Source organism: Streptomyces sp. NPDC001270, from assembly GCF_042896695.1.
Lineage (GTDB): Bacteria > Actinomycetota > Actinomycetes > Streptomycetales > Streptomycetaceae > Streptomyces.
This window is the reverse complement of record NZ_JBIAXM010000045.1, coordinates 13,438-29,733: the sequence shown is the minus strand read 5'-3', so window position 1 is coordinate 29,733 and position 16,296 is coordinate 13,438. Positions and strand designations below refer to the sequence as shown.

The window sequence follows — 16,296 nt, the reverse complement described above, 5'->3', positions numbered from 1 at the left end:
TGCGGGGCGTCAGTCACTGGCAGGCTTCGCAGGACTCGGGGTTCTCCAGGGAGCAGGCGACGGCGTCGGGATCGGCGACCTGCTGCGCGGGGACGGCCGCCCGGGGCTGCGCCTGGGCGGCGCGGGCGATCCGGGTCGCCGGGCGGGAACGCAGGTAGTACGTGGTCTTCAGGCCCTGTTTCCAGGCGTAGGCGTACATCGAGGAGAGCTTGCCGATGGTCGGCGTCTCCATGAACAGGTTCAGGGACTGGGACTGGTCCAGGTACGGCGTGCGGGCCGCGGCCATGTCGATCAGACCGCGCTGCGGGATCTCCCAGGCCGTGCGGTACAGGGCGCGCACGTCCGCCGGGATCCAGCCGAAGTCCTGCACCGAGCCGCTGGCGTCGCGCAGCGCCTCGCGGGTGCGGGCGTCCCACACGCCCAGCTCCTTGAGGTCCCGGACCAGGTACGAGTTGACCTGGAGGAACTCCCCGGACAGGGTCTCGCGCTTGAACAGGTTGGAGACCTGCGGCTCGATGCACTCGTACACGCCCGCGATGGAGGCGATCGTGGCGGTCGGGGCGATGGCGAGGAGCAGCGAGTTGCGCAGGCCCGTGCGGGCGACGCGCTCGCGCAGGGCCGCCCAGCGCTCCGGCCAGGCCGGCGTCACGCCGTAGTGGTCGGGGTGCAGCACGCCCCGCGCGGTACGGGTCTTCTCCCAGGCGGGCAGCGGACCGATGGGGGTCCCCCCGGCACCGGAGCTTGTCGCAGGTGCTTGGGGGCGCTCGGCGAGGTCGGCGGAGGCCTCGTAGGCGGCGAGCATGATGCGCTCCGCGATCCGGGTGGACAGCTCGCGCGCCGCCGGGGAGTCGAAGGGCAGCCGCAGCTGGAAGAAGACGTCCTGAAGACCCATCACCCCGAGGCCCACCGGCCGCCACCTGGCATTGGAACGGCCGGCCTGCTCGGTCGGGTAGAAGTTGATGTCGACGACCCGGTCGAGGAAGGTGACGGCGGTGCGGACCGTCTCGTCCAGCCGCTCCCAGTCGATGTCCCCGCCGCGCACGAACGCGCCCAGGTTGACCGAGCCCAGGTTGCAGACCGCGGTCTCGCCGTCGTCGGTGACCTCCAGGATCTCCGTGCAGAGGTTGGAGGAGTGGACGACGTGGCCCGGCTCGGCCGTCTGGTTGGCGGTGCGGTTGGCCGCGTCCTTGAAGGTCATCCAGCCGTTGCCGGTCTGCGCGAGGGTGCGCATCATCCGGCCGTAGAGATCACGGGCCGGGACGGTCTTCTGCGCGAGCCCGGCCGCCTCCGCCCGGCGGTAGGCGGCGTCGAACTCCGCGCCCCACAGGTCGACCAGGCCGGGCACGTCCGACGGCGAGAACAGCGACCACTGCCCGTCGGCCTCGACCCGGCGCATGAACTCGTCCGGGACCCAGTGCGCGAGGTTGAGGTTGTGGGTACGGCGGGCGTCCTCACCGGTGTTGTCGCGCAGTTCCAGGAACTCCTCGATGTCGGAGTGCCAGGTCTCCAGGTAGACCGCCGCCGCGCCCTTGCGCCGGCCGCCCTGGTTCACGGCGGCCACGGAGGCGTCGAGGGTCTTCAGGAACGGGACGATGCCGTTGGAGTGCCCGTTGGTGCCGCGGATCAGCGAACCGCGGGAGCGGACACGGGAGTAGGAGAGACCGATGCCGCCGGCGTGCTTGGAGAGGCGGGCCACCTGGTGGTAGCGCTCGTAGAGGGAGTCCAGCTCGTCCTTCGGGGAGTCCAGCAGGTAGCAGGACGACATCTGCGGGTGGCGGGTGCCGGAGTTGAAGAGGGTGGGGGAGGAGGGCAGGTAGTCGAGGCGGCTCATCAGCCCGTAGAGCGCGGCGACCTCGGCCGCGGCACGCGCGCTGTGGTCCTCGGCCAGGCCGGCGGCGACGCGCAGCATGAAGTGCTGGGGCGTCTCGATGACCTTGCGGGTGAGGGGGTGGCGCAGCAGGTAGCGGCTGTACAGCGTGCGCAGGCCGAAGTAGCCGAAGCGGTCGTCGGCGGCCGGGTCGGCCAGGGCGTCGAGGCGGGCCGCGTGCAGCCGGACGAACTCCGCGGTGCGGTCGGCGATGAGCCCCTCGCGGTGGCCCACGGCGATCGACTCGGTGAACGACGTGACGCCCTGCGAGGCCGCCTCGGCGTGGACGGAGAGGGTCAGCAGGCGGGCGGCCAGCCGCGAGTAGGCGGGGTCCTCCGAGATCAGCCCGGCGGCCGCCTCCGTGGCCAGCTCGCGCAACTCCGCGGTGGCCTCGGCGTCGGCCCGCGCCGACCGGCCGCGCAGCGCGGCAGCGGCGACCCGGCCGGGGTCGGCGTCGGGGAGGTCGGTGGTCAGCTCGGTCAGGGTCCGCAGCAGCGCGGCACCGGGACCGTCGGTCTCCACGGGGACGGCGGTCGCCTGGACGGCTGAAGCCGGATCGGCTGGCGCGATGGTCACGTGTGGCTCTCCCTCGCTCGGCACGGGGCCTTGCGGGAGGGCAGGGGGCAGCACACGAGCGCAGACAGCGGCACGCATCCGCCGGCCCATTCCACGAGGCCCGGACGTCAGGCACCCGGACCGGACGGCCGGGCGCACTGTCGGCAGGTCCTCGGACTGAAGCCTGCATGCTCGTATGCGGGCATACGGGCATGAGTACACCGTTGCGGGACAGTTCCGGATTCACACCGGATTCCCCTGCGACGACAGCGAGCATGAGCATACATCTAGTGCCGCCTTGCGGTGCCACCCCTAGATGTTGTGTCACGGCGGTATCGGAGTGTCAACGGGTAGGTGAGAAGAGTGACGTGGTCGCCCGGCCCTGGTGGCGGGGCGGGGGTCGTGGGCGGCCGGTCGCGCGGTTCCCCGCGCCCCTGTGGGAGGTGTCGGTGGTCGTGCGGGCGCGGGTCGTGGGTGTGGCAGCGGGCCGCCGTCGCCGGTCGGCTTCGGCGGCCCGCTGGGGGATGTGTGCGGTTGTCCGTACGCTTCCGCGTGCCCCTGCGGGGCGGTCTTTCAGTGGTCGGCGCCGGCGGTCGCGGGGGTCGGCTCCGTCCGGACGCCGCTGTCGCCCGCGTCGGCCGTGTAGTCCTCCGGGGCCGTCTCGTCCACGCCCTCGGGAGCCTTCACGGCCTTCAGGACGAAGGTCAGGGCGACGGTGACGAGGACGTTGAGCACGAACGCCGTCGTGCCGATGTAGCCGATCTCGCCGATCCCGGGGATCTCCTTCGCGGAGCCGCCGAAGTGCTTCTGCGTGGGCGAGGCGACGCCGTACGCGGCGACCGTGCCGTACACCATGCCGACGGCCCAGCCCGCGAGCAGCGCCCAGCGGTGGAACCAGCGGGTGAACAGGCCGCCGACCAGGGCCGGGAAGGTCTGCAGGATCCAGATGCCGCCCAGCAGCTGGAAGTTGATGGCGACCGTCTTGTCCATGCTCAGGACGAAGACCAGCGCGCCCACCTTCACCAGCAGCGACACGATCTTGGAGACCCGGGTCTCCTGCGCCGGCGTCGCGTTCGGCTTGATGAAGTCCTTGTAGATGTTCCGGGTGAACAGGTTCGCGGCCGCGATGGACATGATCGCCGCGGGCACCAGGGCACCGATGCCGATCGCCGCGAACGCCACGCCCGCGAACCAGTCCGGGAACATGTCCGCGAACAGCTGCGGGATGGCCAACTGGCCGTTGTCGACCTTGATCCCGGCCGCGATGGCCATGAAGCCCAGCAGGGCGAGCAGGCCCAGCATCAGGGAGTACAGCGGCAGGACCGTGGTGTTGCGGCGGATCACCTCACGGCTGCGCGAGGACAGCGTCGCGGTGATCGAGTGCGGGTACATGAACAGCGCGAGCGCGGAGCCCAGCGCCAGGGTGGCGTACGTCCACTGGCCCGGCTCCGCCGGCGCGAGCGCCCCGCGCGGTGCCCCCGTCGCCGGGTTGGTCTGGGCGAAGGCGTGGCCGGCCTTGGCGAAGATGTCGTCGAACCCGCCCAGCTTGATCGGGATGTAGATGATCGCCACCGCGATGACGATGTAGATCAGCGTGTCCTTCACGAACGCGATCAGCGCGGGTGCCCGCAGCCCCGACGAGTAGGTGTACGCGGCCAGCACGCCGAACGCGATCAGCAGCGGCAGGTCCTTGACGAACCAGTTGGTGTTCTCGCCGCCGCCCACGCCCATCACGTCCAGGACCGCCTGGATGCCCACCAGCTGGAGCGCGATGTACGGCATCGTCGCGAGGATGCCCGTGAGTGCCACCGCCAGCGACAGGCCCTTGGAGCCGAACCGGCCGCGCACGAAGTCCGAGGTGGTCACATAGCCGTGCCGGTGCGAGACCGACCACAGCCGGGGCAGGAAGGTGAAGATCAGCGGGTAGACGATGATCGTGTAGGGCACGGCGAAGAAGCCGGACGCGCCGGCCGCGTAGATCGCCGCCGGGACGGCCACGAAGGTGTAGGCCGTGTACAGGTCGCCGCCGAGCAGGAACCAGGTGATCCAGTTGCCGAACGACCGGCCACCGAGCCCCCATTCGTCGAGGCTGTGCTCGTTCTCGGCCCGGCGCCAGCGCGCGGCCAGGAAGCCCATGACCGTGACGGCCAGGAAGAAGAAGATGAAGACGCCGAGCGCGACACCGTTGACGCCACCGTTCACTTCGCGGCACCTCCGCTCCGGGTCCTGCGGGCGCGCTGGTCACGCTGCCACAGGTAGTAGGCGATCATGGTCAGCGCGGTGGAGATCAGCACCCACAGCATCTGGTACCAGTAGAAGAACGGGATCCCGATGAAGGTGGGGTCGATCTTGGCGTAGGAGCCGACCCACAGCATCGCCACGAAGGGCGCGACGAGACACAGCGCGATGACCACGCGTACCGGTGTCACCACCGGTTGTTTCACTTCAGGCGCATCCGGCATGCCTGGGCTCCATCCCCTCGTTGATCACCTGGTGCAACGCGCAGGCAATGTAGGTTACGGCGCCGAGGGAGCGGAAGCCCTATCCGTATTTCGGTAGCAAACAGCGATCCGGCGGCGAGGAAAGCCCTGGTGGTGGTCCGCGGGGTCCGCTTCCGGCCGTCCGCCGCGGCCGGCCTCCTGCCGCTCCCGGCCGTCCGCCGCGGTGCAAGCCTCCTGCCGCGCCGCCCGCTTCTCGGCCCGGGTGGCGAGCGGTCCGGCCGGGGAGGTGATCCGCGCCTCGTCGTAGGGCGTCCCGTACCGGGTGGACGGGGGGCGACCCCGGATGTGCCGCGTGCACACCCGCAACGCGTCCGCGACGACGGCCCCGGTGCGCGGTGATCGGGACGAACCAGGGGTGTGAGCGGTGGGCGTCGCGTAGGATCCGAGAGCCGCCGCGACCGTCCGGGCGGCGGAGACGTCTCTCCCCGGGAGCGCGCGACACGGACCAGCCGGCCGCGCCGACGATCGCGACGAGGGTCCATACGGCGATGGCTGTGACGTTCGCGGTACGCATCGGGGAGCCCGGCCGCCCACGTGGCGGCGGGCGGCACGCACAACGGGACCGGGGCGCGCGCCACCCCGCGCGTACGGCCTCAAGTGGCCCTTTACTGCGGTCGCTTCAGCCGCGCGACGAACTTGTAGCGGTCCCCGCGGTAGACCGACCGCACCCACTCCACCGGGTTGCCGTTCTTGTCCCGCGAGTGGCGGGAGAGCATCAGCATCGGCAGGCCGACGTCCGTGCTGAGCAGGCCCGCCTCACGCGGCGTGGCCAGCGAGGTCTCGATGGTCTCCTCGGCCTCCGCCAGATGCACGTCGTACACCTCCGCCAGGGCGGTGTAGAGGGACGTGTACTTCACGAGACTGCGGCGCAGCGCCGGGAAGCGCTTGGCGGACAGGTGCGTGGTCTCGATCGCCATCGGCTCGCCGTTGGCCATCCGCAGCCGCTCGATGCGCAGCACCCGGCCGCCGGCCGAGATGTCCAGCAGTTCGGCGAGCCGGTCGTCGGCGGTGATGTAGCCGATGTCCAGCAGTTGCGAGGTCGGCTCCAGACCCTGGGCGCGCATGTCCTCGGTGTAGGAGGTGAGTTGCAGCGCCTGGGAGACCTTCGGTTTGGCGACGAACGTGCCCTTGCCCTGGATCCGTTCCAGCCGGCCCTCGACGACCAGTTCCTGAAGGGCCTGGCGCACGGTGGTGCGCGAGGTGTCGAATTCGGCGGCGAGCGTGCGCTCCGGCGGGACCGGTGTGCCCGGCGGCAGCGTCTGCGTCATGTCGAGCAGGTGTTTCTTCAGGCGGTAGTACTTGGGCACGCGCGCGGTACGGACGGTCGCCCCACCCTCGTTCTCCGCACTGCTGACGTCGGTGCTCATGTTCTGCCTTCCCGGCTCCGGGTGCCGAATGCGACCGATGTCCCATCGGCCTCGGATCACATCGTGGCACGGCATCGTGTGACGGGAGGCCACCCGAACGGTCCGTGATCTCCTCTGTATACCGTCGCACCCCCCGTTGGTCTAGTCCATAGGGCCCTCCGGGGAGCCGTGGTTCGCCCGAAGTGGTCCGTCCGATCTGTCGCTTGCGGAATGAAAGGTCTCTGCATATCTCGGTCGGATCACGGACGCTCCGCGCCTGGTTGAACACCCTTGACAGGTCAATTGGTCTGGGCCAAGCTCCCCGTACTGGTCTACACCATTGGTCCAGGTCCCGGCCCCATGGGCGGTACGTAGCGTTGCGCTCACCGCGGGGAGGCAGGGGGGTTTGTGGCATCCCTGAGGAGGGTGGCGTGAAGCGCAAGCTGATAGCCGCGATCGGTATCGCGGGCATGGTCTTCTCCATCGCGGCGTGCGGCGACAACAAGGACGACGGCGGGTCGAGTGGCGCGGACGCCAAGGAACTGACCGTCTGGCTGACCGTCGACGCGCAGAACAACTGGCCCGACCTGGTGAAGGCCGCCGACGCCGCGGTGCAGAAGAAGCACCCCGGCATCAAGATCAAGCACGAGTACTACGGCTGGCCGGACAAGAACACCAAGCTGGACGCCGTCCTCGCCACCGACAAGGCCCCCGACGTGGTCGAGATGGGCAACACCGAGATGCTGAGCTACATGGTCAAGGGTGCCTTCGCGCCCGTCGACCCGGCCAAGTTCACCAACTCCTCCGCCTGGCTCGACGGCCTCAAGGCATCCGTGACGTACGAGGGCAAGACCTTCGGCGTCCCGTACTACGCCGGCGGCCGGGTCGCCAACTGGCGCAAGGACATCGCGGCTTCGGCCGGCATCAAGGCCACCCCGAAGACCTACGACGAGCTGACCGCCGACCTGGACAAGATCCAGAAGAAGCAGGGCGACAAGTTCAGCGCCTGGTACCAGCCCACCCGCGACTGGTACGCGGCCATGTCCTTCGTCTACGACGCCGGCGGCGCCATCGCCAAGGAGGAGGGCGGCACCTGGAAGGGCACCCTCTCCTCGCCGGAGTCCCTCAAGGGCCTCACCGATTTCAAGAACGTCATCGACAAGTACATGCACGGTGACAAGACCAAGGACGAGTCCGACCGTTACATCGTCTACGGGCAGGGCCAGTCCGGCATGATCTTCGGTGCCGCCTGGGAGGGCGCGACCTCGGCCGACCCGAAGAACGACAAGACCGGAAAGCTCAAGGACAACCTTGAGAGCTTCGTGATGCCCGGCCCGTCCGGCAAGAACATGCCGGTCTTCCTCGGCGGCTCCGACCTCGCCGTCCCGGTGAAGTCCAAGGCCCAGGAGGTCGCCGCCGAGTGGATCAACGCCTTCACCGGCCCCGACGGCCAGAAGGGCCTGATGGCGAAGGGCAACCTGCCCAACAACACGACGGACCTCCAGACCCTGAAGAAGGACCCGGCGACCGTCGTCCCCGCCACCGCGGCCGAGTCCAGCTGGTTCGTCCCGATGGCCTCGGGCTGGCTCCAGATCGAGAAGTCCCAGGTCCTGCAGACCATGCTGCAGGACATCGGCACCGGCAAGCAGTCGGTCGAGGCCGCCGCGAAGGAAGCGGACGCCGCGATCGACAAGGTGATCAACACCAAGTGACGTGAGCGCAGGGCCCCGTGGACCCCGGGGAGTCCGGGGGCGGGGGCCCTGCATCTCGTACGGCCGCGCGGTGTCCGGTGCCGCACGGCCCCCGGGACCCGGACTCCGTACGCAGGCGCGGCCCTCCGGGACCCGGGTCTTCGTGCGGAATTCCGGCTTCCGTACGGGATTTCTGCTTCGTACGACCAGAAGGACCGCTGAGGAGCGCGCGATGAGTGCCGCAGACACGACCACCCCCGCCAAGGTGCCGCCGCCGCGGCAGGCGCCACCACCGGGCGGCACCCGACAGCCACGCGGAAAGCGGACGTCCGGCGGCGCGGGCATCCCCTGGCTGCTGCTCGCCCCCTGCCTGGTGATCCTCGCCCTGGTCATGGGCTATCCGCTGGTCCGCCTGGTCACCCTGTCCTTCCAGAAGTTCGGGCAGTCCCAGCTGTGGGGCTTCCAGCCGGCCGAGTCGGTCGGGTTCGACAACTTCTCCAAGGTGCTCGGCGACGGCGAGTTCTGGCAGGTCGTGCTGCGCACGATCGTCTTCGCGGCCGGTTCCGTGATCTTCACGATGGTCCTCGGCATGCTGGTCGCCCTGCTGCTGCAACGGGTCTCCGGCTGGGTGAAGATGCTCATCAACATCGCCCTGGTGGCCAGCTGGGGCATGCCCGTCATCGTCGCCACCACCGTCTTCAAATGGCTGTTCGACACCGACTACGGCGTCTTCAACGCGGTGCTGAGCAAGCTGCCGGGCGTCGATCTGATCGGCCACAACTGGTTCGCCAACGGGCCGCAGGGCCTCGCCGTCATCATGCTCCTGGTGATCTGGGGCGCCGTGCCCTTCGTGGTCATCACGCTCAGCGCGGGCCTCACCCAGGTGCCCAAGGAACTGGAGGAGGCCGCCCGTCTCGACGGCGCGGGCGCCTGGGGCGTCTTCCGGTACGTCACCCTGCCCATCCTCAAGCCGATCATCGTGATGCTCACGACCCTCTCGGTCATCTGGGACATGGGCGTCTTCCCGCAGGTCTTCGTGATGCGGGGCGGCCACCCGGAGTCCCAGTTCCAGCTGCTGACCACCTACTCCTACGACCGCGCCTTCGTGGTCAACGACTATGCGCAGGGCTCGGCGATCGCCGTGATCACCGTGCTGCTGCTGCTCGGTGTGGTCGCCGTCTATATGCGCCAGATGCTGAAGATCGGAGAGGTCGAGTGAGCAGCGTGAGCAGCACGAGCGACATGAGCGGCACGGGTGCCGTCGCCGCCGGTGGCCGGCGCAGGAGCGGGGCCCGGCTCGGCTGGAACCTCCTCGGCCTCCTGGTCTTCGTCGTCGCCGGCTTCCCCGTCTACTGGATGGTCAACACGGCGTTCAAGCCCGCCAAGGACGCCATCGACGCGGACCCCAGCCTGCTGCCCACGGAGCTGACCCTCTCCAACTTCCGCCGTGCGCTGGACATCGCCGACTTCTGGGGACCGGTCGGGCGCAGCCTGATCGTGTCCGTGTCCGTCGTGGCCATCGGCGTCGTCGTCGGCATGCTGGCCGCGCTCGCCATCTCCCGGTTCGCCTTCCGCGGCCGGAAGATCGTGATCGTCGGCATCCTCGCGGTGCAGATGATCCCGCTCGTCGCCATGATCATCCCGGTCTTCCTGCTGCTGAACGACCTGGACCAGTACGACAAGCTCACCGGCCTGATCATCACCTACCTGACCTTCATCCTCCCCTTCACGGTGTGGACGCTGCGCGGCTTCATCGTCAACATCCCGCGGGAGCTGGAGGAGGCCGCGATGGTCGACGGCTGCACCCGCACCGGCGCCTTCGTCCGCGTCGTCTTCCCGCTGCTCGCCCCCGGCATGGTCGCCACCTCGGTCTACGCCTTCATCCAGGCGTGGAACGAGTACCTGTACGCCCTCATGCTGATGAGCCAGCAGCACCAGACCGCGACCGTGTGGCTCGGCAACTTCACCACCAAGCACGGCACCGAGTACGCGCCGATGATGGCCGGTGCCACCATGATGGCCGTGCCGATCGTGGTCCTGTTCCTGTTCGTCCAGCGCAAGATGGCAGCCGGTCTGACCGCGGGCGCCGTGAAGGGATGACGCCCTGATGACCACACTCGCCGGCCGCACCGACACCCTCACCCGCGACGCCCTCGCCGTCCTCCAGCCCGGTTTCGACGGCACCACCGCCCCCGACTGGGTGCTGCGCCGCCTCGACGAGGGCCTGGCGTCGGTGGGACTGTTCGGCCGCAACATCGCCTCACCGGAACAACTCGCCGCCCTGACCGCCCGGCTGCGCGCCGAGCGCGACGACATCCTGGTCGCCATCGACGAGGAGGGCGGGGACGTCACCCGCCTCGAAGTGCACACCGGCTCCAGCTTCCCCGGCAACCGCGCGCTCGGCACCGTCGACGACGTGGCGCTCACCCATGACGTGGCCCGCGAACTCGGCCGCCGGCTCGCGGCCTGCGGGGTGGACTTCAACTGGGCCCCGGTGGCCGACGTGAACTCCGACCCCGCCAACCCGGGCATCGGTGTCCGCTCGTTCGGCGCCGACCCCGACCTGACGGCCCGGCACGTCGCGGCCTACGTCACCGGTCTCCAGTCGGCCGGTGTGGCCGCCTGCACCAAGCACTTCCCGGGACACGGCGACACGACCGTCGACTCGCACCACGCGATGCCCCGCGTCGACATCGCCGCCGACCTGCTGCACTCCCGCGAGCTGGCTCCCTTCCGGGCCGCCGTGGCGGCCGGCACCCGGGCCGTGATGAGCGCGCACATCCTGGTCCCGGTCCTGGACGCGGACCGCCCCGCCACCCTCTCCGGGCGCATCCTGACCCAGCTGTTGCGCGGCGAACTCGGCTACACCGGTCTGATCGTCACCGACGGCATAGACATGCAGGCCATCGCCGCCACCTACGGCATGGAACACGGCAGCGTCCTCGCCATCGCGGCCGGCGCCGACGCGATCTGCGTGGGCGGCGGGCCGTCCGACGAGGGGACGGTGAGCCGGCTGCGCGACGCCCTGGTGGCCGCGGTCCGCTCCGGCGAGCTGCCCGAGGAACGGCTGGCGGACGCGGCCGAGCGGGTGCGCGCGACGGCCCGCTGGACGGCTGCCGCCGACGGGAGCGCGGCCGGCCCGGCGGGAGAGGCGCCCCGGGAGGACATCGGCCTGGTCGCCGCCCGGCGCGCGCTGCGGGTGACCCGCTCCGGCCGGTACGAGCCGCCGGCCGGGGCCCCGTACGTCGCCACCTTCACCCCGGCCATGAACATCGCCGTCGGGGACGCGACCCCGTGGGGCGTCGCGGGGGAACTTGCCCGGCTGCTGCCCGGCACGCGGACGGGAAGCTTCTCGGGCGCGGAGGCGGGACAGGTGGCGCTGGCCGCCGCGGGCGACGGCCGGATCGTCGCCGTCGTCCGCGACGAGCACCGGCACCCCTGGATGACGGCGGCCCTGGACACCCTGCTGGCGTCCCGCCCCGACACGGTCGTGGTCGAGATGGGCGTCCCGCAGGCCCCGCCGCGCGGCGCCCTGCACATCGCCACCCACGGCGCGGCCCGCGTCTGCGGACAGGCGGCGGCGGAGATCGTGGTCGGCGGGTGACAGCGGTTCCACGGCACACGAGGGCGCCGGGCTCCGACAGGGAGCCCGGCGCCCTCGTCCGTGCGCCGCGGTGGCCGGGTGCGGTCCGGGACCGGTCAGATGCCCTGCCAGTCCGGCTTGTTGCCGTAGGCGTGCCGGAAGTAGTCGGCGAGTTTCAGCTTGGCGGCGGCGGCCTCGTCCACGACGACGGTGGCGTGCGGGTGCAGTTGCAGCGCGGAGGCGGGGCAGACCGCCGCCACCGGTCCCTCCACGGTCGCCGCGACCGCGTCCGCCTTGCCCTCACCGGTCGCGAGCAGCACCAGGTGCCGGGCCTCCAGGATGGTGCCGATGCCCTGGGTGATGACGTGGTGCGGCACCTGCTCGATGTCGCCGTCGAAGAACCGCGCGTTGTCGATCCGGGTCTGCTCGGTCAGCGTCTTGATCCGGGTGCGCGAGGCCAGCGAGGAGCACGGCTCGTTGAAGCCGATGTGCCCGTCGGTCCCGATCCCGAGCAGCTGAAGGTCCACGCCGCCCGCCTCGGTGAGCGCCCGGTCGTACGCGGCGCTGGCGCCCCGCACGTCCTCGGCCGTGCCGTCCGGCCCCATGAACGCGTCCATGCCGACCCCGAGCGGCTCCAGCACCTCCCGGCGCAGCACCGAACGGTAGGACTCCGGGTGATCGGCCGGCAGCCCTACGTACTCGTCGAGCTGCGCTATCCGCGCCCGCGAGGTGTCCACGGCACCGGCGCGCACCTTCGCCGTCAGCGCCTGGTAGATGGGCAGCGGGGTCGAGCCGGTGGCCACGCCGAGCACGGCGTCGGGCTTGTGTCTGAGCAGCCGGGCCATGGCCTCGGCGATCAGTTCGCCGCCGGCCGCGGCGTCCGGGACGATGACAACTTCCACGCTGGGCCTGCCGTTCTGAAGAGGGCTGGAAGGTATATGTGGTTTAGACCAATCTAGCATCGACCCGCTACGGACGCCGCCCCCGAGGGAGTGGTGAAGGGGGCCGCTGTCGCCCACGGGCCGGGGGAGGGGGCAGTGACCGAAATCGCCCCCGCCGGCCGGCCCCGTTCCCGGCCGGGCCGGGCTAGGCTGCGAAACGGCGGTGACGAACAGTCCCCGGCGCATGGACACACCCACGTGGTCTAGTCCACAATGAATTCAGGTACGGCGTACGGCAGGACCGTACGCACGGTACAACCGCAGACTTCCGTCTTCCCCGCACAGGAAGGCGGACCGAGGAACCGGAGCTCTCTGCCCTGACTGCCCCGGCTCCTCATCCTTCGGCCGACCGGGACCGCACACCCCACGGCCGTTGTTGCTCCGGGCTGCGGTGCCGGGAGGGTTGAGGGTCCCTCTCAGGCGCCGCGGCCCGCGGGTGTTTCCGGGGCCGACAGACCGCCGGGTACGCTCGCAGGTGTGCCCTCCATGAACGAACTCGTACGCCAGCACACAGCCCTCGACGACTCCGATCTCGAATGGCTGCACCTGCTGGTCTCGGAGTGGCAGCTGCTCTCCGACCTCTCCTTCGCCGACCTGGTCCTGTGGGTTCCCACCCATGACGGCACCCGGTACGTCTCGGTCGCCCAGATGCGTCCCAACACCGGGCCGACCTCCTACCAGGACGACATGGTCGGCCACCTCGTCCCGCGCGGCCGGCGGCCCATGCTGGACGTGGCGCTGGACGAGGGCCGGATCGTGCGCGAGGGCGACCCGGAGTGGCGCGAGGAGGTCCCGGTCCGGGTCGAGTCGATCCCGGTGCGCCGGGCGTCGCGGGTCCTCGGTGTCATCGCCCGCAACACCAACCTGCTGACCGTGCGCACGCCGAGCCGTCTGGAGCTGACGTATCTCCAGAGCGCCTCCGACCTCGCGCAGATGATCGCGGCGGGCTCCTTCCCGTTCCCGGACCAGCAGGTCGACATGGACGCCTCACCGCGGGTCGGCGACGGCCTGATCCGGCTCGACGCGGACGGCATCGTCCAGTACGCCTCCCCGAACGCCCTCTCCGCCTACCACCGGCTCGGCCTCGCCGCCGATCTGCTCGGCCACCACCTCGGCCGTACCACCGCCGAACTCGCGCCGACCCGTGGGCCGGTGGACGAGGCGCTGGCCAAGGTCGCCAGCGGCTGGGCGCCCCGCGAGTTCGAGATCGAGTCGGGCGACGGGGTGATCCAGTTCCGGGCGATCCCGCTCAAGCCGAAGGGCGTCCGCGTCGGTTCGCTGGTGCTGCTCCGGGACGTCACCGAACTACGGCGCCGCGAGCGCGAGTTGATGACCAAGGACGCGACCATCCGGGAGATCCACCACCGGGTGAAGAACAACCTCCAGACGGTCGCCGCGCTGCTGCGCCTGCAAGCCCGGCGGATCGAGTCGGAGCGCGGCCGGGAGGCGCTGGAAGAGGCGGTGCGGCGGGTCGGGTCCATCGCGATCGTGCACGAGACGCTCTCCCAGAACCTGGACGAGCGCGTCGAGTTCGACGAGATCGCCGACCGCGTGCTCGCGATGGTCGCCGAGATATCGCCGGGCAAGGTGACCGGCAGGCGCACCGGGCGCTTCGGCATCCTGGACGCGGAGGTGGCGACGCCGCTGTCGATGGTCCTCACCGAGGCCCTGCAGAACGCCGTCGAACACGGTTTCCGCGAGGGCGACACCGGAACGGTCGAGGTGTCGGCGGTCCGCGGCGGCTCCACCAAGGAGGCCCGGCTGCTCGTCACCGTCCAGGACGACGGCGTGGGCCTCCCCGAGGGCTTTGACCCGCACCGCTCGGGCAACCTCGGTCTGCAGATCGTACGAACCCTGGTCGAGGGAGAGTTGGGGGGTACGTTCGATATGGTGCCTGCGCCCGAACGGGGGACGCGGGTGATCCTGGACATTCCGGTGCCGACCCGGAAGTAGCGGCGGACGGCGCGTTCGGGCCGAGGGGTCCGCGGGCCCCGGTGTCACGGCCGGGCCGGAAAGCGGTCCACGCCCCGCACAGCAAAAGACCCCGGACCCAGGTCGGGTCCGAGGCCAGTGCTCGTTGCGGTCGTGCTAAGCGCATCGGGGGTACTGCGCGCTGCGGCTCGGGGGCGGGAGATGCGTACTCGCTGTACGCGCCGCCAAGCTCAGGCTGTCCAACAGGGTGGGAGTGTCAGGCGGTTGCCTGACGGGCCCGGTTGCGAGCGGCGCGGCGCTTCATGGCGCGGCGCTCGTCCTCGCTGAGACCACCCCAGACGCCGGAGTCCTGACCGGACTCAAGCGCCCACTGCAGACACTGCTCGATAACCGGGCAGCGACGGCAGACGGCCTTGGCTTCCTCGATCTGCAGCAGCGCAGGACCGGTGTTGCCGATGGGGAAGAACAGCTCGGGGTCTTCCTCGCGGCAAACGGCGTTGTGACGCCAGTCCATGGCTGCTACCTCTCTTAATATGACGTGCGGATTGCTTGTGAATGTGAACGCTTTCACGAATCCCTCAACAAGTGAAGGGCCGACCGCCAGGTTCCCTGACGTGGTCCTGTGGTTTGAAGAGGGGTTCTGGTGATCAATGGAGGCTGGTGTTTCGAGCCGTCCCGATCGCCACGTAGAGACTCGCAAACCTCAGCGGCGGATACAACCCCTTCCGAAAAGTTTTTTTTGATTCCTCGGTGTCGACTAGGTCACAGCCGTACTTCCATGGGGTGGATCCTGGCCTAAACGTTCGAGTGAAAGGACTTTGGTCCGTTCTACTCACACAATCACACGCAGTGCACGGCGTACGCCTGTGAACGTCACACTCGTACGCAGTCCCAGATGGTCGCCGTCCATCTGGAGAGGCAGTGGCGCCTTCGATTGCAAGGTGAAGCGGTCCATGTCGTGCAGGGACACGACGTGCTTGCCGTGGGGCCCGCGCTCGGGGGACGAAGTGAGCAACTGGGTGCCATACCGGGCAACCGAGGCCGCGGAAAGGCGGCTGAGACCCATGACGTCGATGCCTTTGTCGAACGCGGCCTTAGGCGACGTATACATCGGGCGATTGCCGAGATACGTCCAGGGAGACGTGTTGGACACTATGGCCACGACAAGATCCCTGATCGGGTCCGCGCCCTCGCGTTCGAGCGTGATCGTGCCGCGCCTGCGGTTCGGCTCGCCGATGAACTGCCGCAGAACCTGGCGCACATACAGGGCGTGGGTCGAGGTCTTTCCGAGTTCACGCTGCTGCTCGACCCGGCCCACGACGCCCGCGTCGAATCCGAGCCCCGCGTTGAAGGTGAACCAGCGGGCCGGGACCGACTCGTCCTCGGTGCCGGGGGTGCCCGCGGCGAGTCCGAGTCCCACGACACGCCGGCGCCCCTGGGCCACGGCGTCCAGCAGCGCGCCGGTGGCCTCCACCGGGTCGTTGGGCAGGCCGAGGGCGCGGGCGAAGACGTTGGTGGATCCGCCGGGGACCACGGCGAGGCCCGGCCGCCGCTCGGGGTCGGGGCCGTCGTGCAGCAGGCCGTTGACGACCTCGTTGACGGTGCCGTCGCCGCCGAGCGCCACGACCAGGTCTATGTCGTTGCTGTCCGCGGCCTGCCGGCCGAGGTCGCGCGCGTGCCCCCGGTACTCGGTGGTGACCGCCTCCAGCTTCATCTCGCTGGCCAGGGCGTGGATCAGTACGTCACGCGTACGTGCGCTTGTGGTGGTTGCCGCCGGATTGACCACGAGTAGTGCACGCATGGGGTGCAGCGTACCTACTGGGTGGTACCGGGCCCAGACCGAGGTAGGGATCCGGTAAGAGGCGACGGCACGGTCCTGG

12 protein-coding genes and 1 riboswitch are annotated in these 16,296 nt (G+C 70.0%); of the genes, 5 read left to right on the top strand and 7 right to left on the bottom strand.

The genetic code is table 11. The annotated features are described in order from the left end of the window. Positions 1-13: 13 nt before the first annotated feature. The 4 genes from ACFY2B_RS40900 to ACFY2B_RS40885 form a co-directional block, all read right to left on the bottom strand. The gene (locus tag ACFY2B_RS40900) at positions 14-2,443 is read right to left on the bottom strand and encodes a ribonucleoside-diphosphate reductase subunit alpha (RefSeq protein ID WP_390768138.1); all 2,430 of its coding nucleotides are present in this window, start codon (positions 2,441-2,443) and stop codon (positions 14-16) included. Positions 2,444-2,567: 124 nt separating this feature from the next. Next, a riboswitch (cobalamin riboswitch) is annotated at positions 2,568-2,735 on the bottom strand. Positions 2,736-2,995: 260 nt separating this feature from the next. Further along, positions 2,996-4,624, bottom strand: coding sequence for a monocarboxylate uptake permease MctP (mctP, locus tag ACFY2B_RS40895; RefSeq protein ID WP_390768137.1), 1,629 nt, complete (start codon positions 4,622-4,624; stop codon positions 2,996-2,998). Further along, positions 4,621-4,884 carry a DUF3311 domain-containing protein gene (locus tag ACFY2B_RS40890; protein WP_390768136.1) on the bottom strand — a complete coding sequence of 88 codons (264 nt, stop codon included), beginning with the start codon at positions 4,882-4,884 and terminating at the stop codon, positions 4,621-4,623. The genes mctP and ACFY2B_RS40890 overlap by 4 nt, the downstream gene beginning before the upstream one ends. Positions 4,885-5,528: 644 nt before the next feature. Then, positions 5,529-6,290 (bottom strand): GntR family transcriptional regulator, encoded by a 762-nt coding sequence (locus ACFY2B_RS40885; RefSeq protein ID WP_390768135.1) that lies wholly within the window; start codon positions 6,288-6,290, stop codon positions 5,529-5,531. Positions 6,291-6,700: 410 nt separating this feature from the next. Between ACFY2B_RS40885 and ACFY2B_RS40880 the strand changes: the two genes are divergently transcribed. The 4 genes from ACFY2B_RS40880 (at position 6,701) to ACFY2B_RS40865 (ending at position 11,564) form a co-directional block, all read left to right on the top strand. Further along, complete coding sequence (locus ACFY2B_RS40880; RefSeq protein ID WP_390768134.1) at positions 6,701-7,981, top strand: extracellular solute-binding protein; 1,281 nt, start codon at positions 6,701-6,703, stop codon at positions 7,979-7,981. 211 nt (positions 7,982-8,192) lie between these two features. Next, positions 8,193-9,179 carry a carbohydrate ABC transporter permease gene (locus tag ACFY2B_RS40875; RefSeq protein ID WP_390768133.1) on the top strand — a complete coding sequence of 329 codons (987 nt, stop codon included), beginning with the start codon at positions 8,193-8,195 and terminating at the stop codon, positions 9,177-9,179. Between the two features lie 23 nt (positions 9,180-9,202). Continuing rightward, positions 9,203-10,060 (top strand): carbohydrate ABC transporter permease, encoded by an 858-nt coding sequence (locus tag ACFY2B_RS40870; RefSeq protein WP_390768167.1) that lies wholly within the window; start codon positions 9,203-9,205, stop codon positions 10,058-10,060. Positions 10,061-10,067: 7 nt separating this feature from the next. After that, positions 10,068-11,564 carry a glycoside hydrolase family 3 protein gene (locus ACFY2B_RS40865; protein ID WP_390768132.1) on the top strand — a complete coding sequence of 499 codons (1,497 nt, stop codon included), beginning with the start codon at positions 10,068-10,070 and terminating at the stop codon, positions 11,562-11,564. 95 nt (positions 11,565-11,659) lie between these two features. Here the strand turns inward: ACFY2B_RS40865 and nagB are convergent, their stop codons facing one another. Then, on the bottom strand, positions 11,660-12,445 hold the full coding sequence (gene nagB / locus ACFY2B_RS40860; RefSeq protein WP_390768131.1) for a glucosamine-6-phosphate deaminase: 786 nt from the start codon (positions 12,443-12,445) through the stop codon (positions 11,660-11,662). Between the two features lie 525 nt (positions 12,446-12,970). On the opposite strand from nagB, the gene ACFY2B_RS40855 reads away from it, so the two are divergent. Continuing rightward, the gene (locus ACFY2B_RS40855; protein WP_390768166.1) at positions 12,971-14,437 is read left to right on the top strand and encodes a sensor histidine kinase; all 1,467 of its coding nucleotides are present in this window, start codon (positions 12,971-12,973) and stop codon (positions 14,435-14,437) included. Positions 14,438-14,672: 235 nt separating this feature from the next. Here ACFY2B_RS40855 and ACFY2B_RS40850 read toward each other — a convergent pair whose 3' ends face one another. Both ACFY2B_RS40850 and ACFY2B_RS40845 read right to left on the bottom strand, forming a co-directional pair. Next, positions 14,673-14,930 carry a WhiB family transcriptional regulator gene (locus ACFY2B_RS40850; protein ID WP_007491230.1) on the bottom strand — a complete coding sequence of 86 codons (258 nt, stop codon included), beginning with the start codon at positions 14,928-14,930 and terminating at the stop codon, positions 14,673-14,675. A gap of 318 nt (positions 14,931-15,248) precedes the next feature. Next, positions 15,249-16,217, bottom strand: coding sequence for a diacylglycerol/lipid kinase family protein (locus tag ACFY2B_RS40845; RefSeq protein ID WP_390768130.1), 969 nt, complete (start codon positions 16,215-16,217; stop codon positions 15,249-15,251). Between the last annotated feature and the right edge of the window lie 79 nt (positions 16,218-16,296).

What these genes read in the sequence shown, in the direction of transcription:
- ACFY2B_RS40890 (WP_390768136.1), bottom strand. Translation starts at nt 4,884, where the DNA reads ATGCCGGATGCGCCTGAAGTGAAACAACCGGTGGTGACACCGGTACGC.
- ACFY2B_RS40885 (WP_390768135.1), bottom strand. Translation starts at nt 6,290, where the DNA reads ATGAGCACCGACGTCAGCAGTGCGGAGAACGAGGGTGGGGCGACCGTC.
- ACFY2B_RS40875 (WP_390768133.1), top strand. Translation starts at nt 8,193, where the DNA reads ATGAGTGCCGCAGACACGACCACCCCCGCCAAGGTGCCGCCGCCGCGG.
- ACFY2B_RS40870 (WP_390768167.1), top strand. Translation starts at nt 9,203, where the DNA reads ATGAGCGGCACGGGTGCCGTCGCCGCCGGTGGCCGGCGCAGGAGCGGG.
- ACFY2B_RS40865 (WP_390768132.1), top strand. Translation starts at nt 10,068, where the DNA reads ATGACCACACTCGCCGGCCGCACCGACACCCTCACCCGCGACGCCCTC.
- ACFY2B_RS40855 (WP_390768166.1), top strand. Translation starts at nt 12,971, where the DNA reads ATGAACGAACTCGTACGCCAGCACACAGCCCTCGACGACTCCGATCTC.
- ACFY2B_RS40850 (WP_007491230.1), bottom strand. Translation starts at nt 14,930, where the DNA reads ATGGACTGGCGTCACAACGCCGTTTGCCGCGAGGAAGACCCCGAGCTG.
- ACFY2B_RS40845 (WP_390768130.1), bottom strand. Translation starts at nt 16,217, where the DNA reads ATGCGTGCACTACTCGTGGTCAATCCGGCGGCAACCACCACAAGCGCA.